Raw genomic sequence first — 3,880 nt, 5'->3', positions numbered from 1 at the left:
GGCGTGCTGCACCGCATACGCGGCCAACCAGTCGAACAGCCCTTCCTGCCGTGCCAGCTCGGCCAGCACCATCATGCCGATCAGGAAGAGGTAGACGTCGCCGCCTTCGGCCACGGCGGCCATGGCCGCATTCAAAGGCAGCAGCCCGGTAACGGTCAGCAGCGCGGCCGCGCCCAGTGCCCAGGCGTACTCGGGAACGCGCCAGGGGCGAAAGATGACACCGCAGGTGGCGACGGCGGTTACCGTCCAGATGATCAGGGACGTGGTTGGAATGTGCATCAATGGCTCGGGAAAAACTCAAAGGCGGGCGTTGGATGCCGTTGTTGCAGGTTCGGCGGTGGTATCGCTGGCCTGGGGCCGGGTCTCCGGCATGGCCATGGCCAGGACGAAGGCGAGGGCAGCGATGGCCGCCAAGGTCAGGAACGCGACATCATACCCAGCGAACTGCACGATCAACCCGGCCAGCCCAGGACTGAAGGCGGCGCCCAGCCCGAAGGCGGTGGACACCGCCCCCAGCGTGACGTTGAAGCGACCGGTCCCCTGGGTCAGGTCACTGACGATGACCGGCAGCAGGGCGCCGAAGATGCCGGCACCAATGCCGTCGAGCAGCTGCACGCCCAGCAGCCAGGCGGGCGCGTCGGACAGGGGATACAGCACGCCGCGGATCGGCAGGATGAGGAAGGCGGCCAGCAGCAGCGGCCTGCGTCCCCAGGCGTCGGCCCGGTTTCCGACCAGCAGTGCGGCCGGCACCATGACCAGCTGTGCCGCCACGATGCAGGCGGCGGTGAGCGTGGTGGCCAGCTCGGGGCTGGTCTGGGACAGCTTCTGGCCCACCAGGGGAAGCATCGCCGCATTGGCCAGGTGGAACAGCGCACAGCAGGCCGCCAGGATCATCAACGTTCTGTCGTGCAACAGCCGCAGGACCGAGGTCGGCGCGGGCGCGTCCTGGCGTGGGGAGGGCAATCCACGCGCGCGCTCGTGGTCGATGGCCGCTGCCGGAATCATCAGCACGGCGGCGATGCTGGCCAGCGTCATGGCCGCCATCAGGTAGAACACCACGACCGGTCCGCCCACATAGGCCAGCCCGCCCGCCAGCACCGCGGCGACGGCGTTGCCCGCATGGTTGAAGGTTTCGTTGCGGCCCATGCGCCGTGCGAACACCCGCGGTCCGCCGATACCCAGCGATATGGCCGCGATGGCCGGGGCAAAGACCGTGCCGGCGATGGCACTCACCGCCTGGGTGATGGCCACGAGGGTGAACGAGGTGGTCCAGGGCAGGACCAGGCAGCTGACGGTGACCAGTATCGCGGCGATCACGACCGTCGCGCGCTTGGCGTTCACCCGGTCGATCAAGGCGCCTGCCGGTGTCTGCGCGACCAGGGCGGTGAGCCCGGCCACGGTCATGACCGCGCCGATGCTGGCCGGTTCCCACTTGTGGACCGCCAGCAGGTAGATCGCCAGGTAGGGGCCCAATCCGTCGCGCACATCGGCCAGGAAGAAGTTGACCCCGTCGAGCGCGCGATCAGGCGAGCGGGACGGCTGCAGGGCGGGGGGCGGTGGATTCACGTGCGCAGGCTCGATGGTCGGGACGATCTACCCCCATGCTCGCGGGGTGCGCACGTTATGCGCGCGCGTCCGTGACGGCCGTGTGGCGCCGGGGAGCGTCCTCGCTTACCGCCTTGAGCCCGAACAGCGGCCGGATCCAGCGCACACGACGAATCAGGCACTCGTGTAGCAGCAGGCAGCCGACCACCGTTGCCATCAATACCAGCAGCGGCTCAAGCACGGGCCCAAGCTGCAGCGGCTTCAACCAATACAGCGCCGCGATGAGCAGGCTCTGGTGGAGGATGTACCACGGGTAGACGGCCTCGGTGCAATAGGGCAGCCAGCGGAACGGTCGATCCAGATAGCGCCTGGCCCAGCCCAGGAGGGTCAACAGGACGCCCCACACGTAGAGCATCTCGCAGAATTTCGACTGCACGCTCCAGAACGATGCGGGCCAGCGACGTAATACCGCGTCGGCCGGCAGCCACTGGCCCAGTGCTTCCAGCAGGAAATACCAGCAGACCGCGCAACCCACGGCGGCCAGGCTGGTCCAGCGCAGGGCAACCGCGCGCTCCCAGAAGGCAGGCTCCCTGCCAAGCAGATACCCGATCAGGAAGACGGTCAGGTACTTGGCATGCTGATACGTGTCGTTCACCAGCGTATTKGTGGCTGGATGCGCGGGTGCCAGCCACACCAGCCACAGCAGCAGGATCCCCGCGKGCAGGAACAGGAGCAGCCGCCCGGGAGCGCCCGCAAACCGTGCCGTGGCGCGGCGGACCGGTGCCGAATCCAGCAGTGGCTTGAGCAGCACCAGCAGCATGCTGTAGCACCACAGGTAGGCCAGGTACCAGAGATGGTTCCAGGTGATGCCAAACGGTGCGCCGGCAAAGCTGCCGGGCGGCCAGGGCCGGATCTGCCAGTAGCGCAGTAGGAAAGCCCCGAACCCGGGCGAGGCGGCGCCATTGCTGACCGCCTCGCAGTAGGGCTGGATGGGGACCACCACGAACATGCCAAACAGCAGGGGCAGCAGCAGCCGCCAGCTCCGCACGGCCGCGAATCGACCGCGCCGCAGGCCGGGGCCCAGCAGCGCGATGGCCACGCCGGAAATCAGGAACAGCAGGGACATCCGCCAGCCGTTGAGCAGGCGCATGGGCCACTGCAGGTCGGGCGTGGTGTGGGTGCTCTTCAGATGGAAGCCCCAGCCGTCCACGTAGGCCATGGCGAGGTGATAGAGGATGAGCAGCGCGAAGGCGAGGACGCGCAGGGCGTCGATATCGTGTCGTCGGGTCATGCGAGCAGGACGGATAAGGGAGCCGCAGCATGCGGGGCCGTAGCGCCGATGGCACGCGGAAAGGGACGGCGGCACAAGGGTTTGGGGCCAATGGCGGGGCCTGAGGGACGAGCGGGACGGCGCACGCCCCGCGGGTGAGGCGATGCCGTGGAGCGGTCAGCCTGGCGCCGGGGCGCGGCACCCGGCGAACAGGTCCAGCCCCTTCTGATACACGCCGCTTTCCACATCGAACAGCCCGAGGAGGGAGTGGTAGAGGTTGTCGTGGCTGTAGCGCTCACCCTGGGCGTTKCCGCGCAGGCAGGCGAGATCCAGGCCGGCATGCCGAGCGAAGGCCGGGGAGAACCACATCAGCATGGGCACGCTCGTCTGCTCAGGGGGCGCAATGACGTACGGCGTGCCGTGYAGGTACATCCCGCGTTCGCCCAGCGATTCACCATGGTCGGACACGTAGATCATGGCCACGTCGCGCTGGTCCGCGTATCCCTCCAGCAGGGCGATGGTCTTGCCGAGCACCTGGTCGGTGTAGACCAGCGTGTTGTCGTAGGTGTTGGTCAGCGCCTCGTTGGTGCAGGTCTGGATCTGGTTGCTGTTGCAGGTCGGGCGGAACACGGTGGCCTGTTCGGGATAGCGCTCGAAGTAGGTCGGCCCATGGCTGCCGATCTGATGCAGCACGATCAGGGCATCGCCCTTCATGGCATCGATGCGGGCACCGAGCTGGTGCAGCAGCACCTCGTCGTGGCAGGTGCCGTCCTTGTTCACGCACTGACCCGCCACCTTGAGGGCCGGCATGTCGTCGGTGGGCACGCGCTGGCATACCCCTTTGCAGCCGCCGTTGTTGTTGTTGCGCCAGAGGATGTCCACGCCGGTGCGCTGCAGGATGTCCAGCAGGTTCTCTTCGGTTGCGGCTTGAACGTCGTCATAGTGCCTGCGCGCCATGCGGGAGAACATGCAGGGCAGTGAGATCGCCGTGGCCGTACCGCACGATGCGACGTTCTGGAAGGCGATGACGTCCCCGCGCCGGGACAGGACCGGATTGGTCGCGCG

Annotated in this window: 3 protein-coding genes and 1 pseudogene; all 4 read right to left on the bottom strand. The window is 67.6% G+C overall.

Annotation, left to right across the window (positions count from 1 at the left end; genetic code table 11):
* Positions 1–279 (bottom strand): annotated as a pseudogene (locus tag AC1DQP_RS17765) (arsenic transporter); the annotation flags it as partial.
* 18 nt (positions 280–297) lie between these two features.
* Positions 298–1,566, bottom strand: a complete 1,269-nt coding sequence (locus AC1DQP_RS17760) for an MFS transporter (protein WP_256774439.1) — start codon at positions 1,564–1,566, stop codon at positions 298–300.
* Positions 1,567–1,621: 55 nt separating this feature from the next.
* Complete coding sequence (locus AC1DQP_RS17755) at positions 1,622–2,836, bottom strand: acyltransferase family protein (protein ID WP_478052133.1); 1,215 nt, start codon at positions 2,834–2,836, stop codon at positions 1,622–1,624.
* Between the two features lie 156 nt (positions 2,837–2,992).
* Positions 2,993–3,880: phosphoethanolamine transferase (locus tag AC1DQP_RS17750; protein ID WP_478052132.1), on the bottom strand; the 888-nt coding region annotated here is incomplete at its 5' end.

Source organism: Stenotrophomonas sp. P5_A8 (assembly GCF_056400545.1).
Note: the sequence above shows the minus strand (reverse complement) of the source record. Positions and strands in the feature narration are given on the sequence as shown.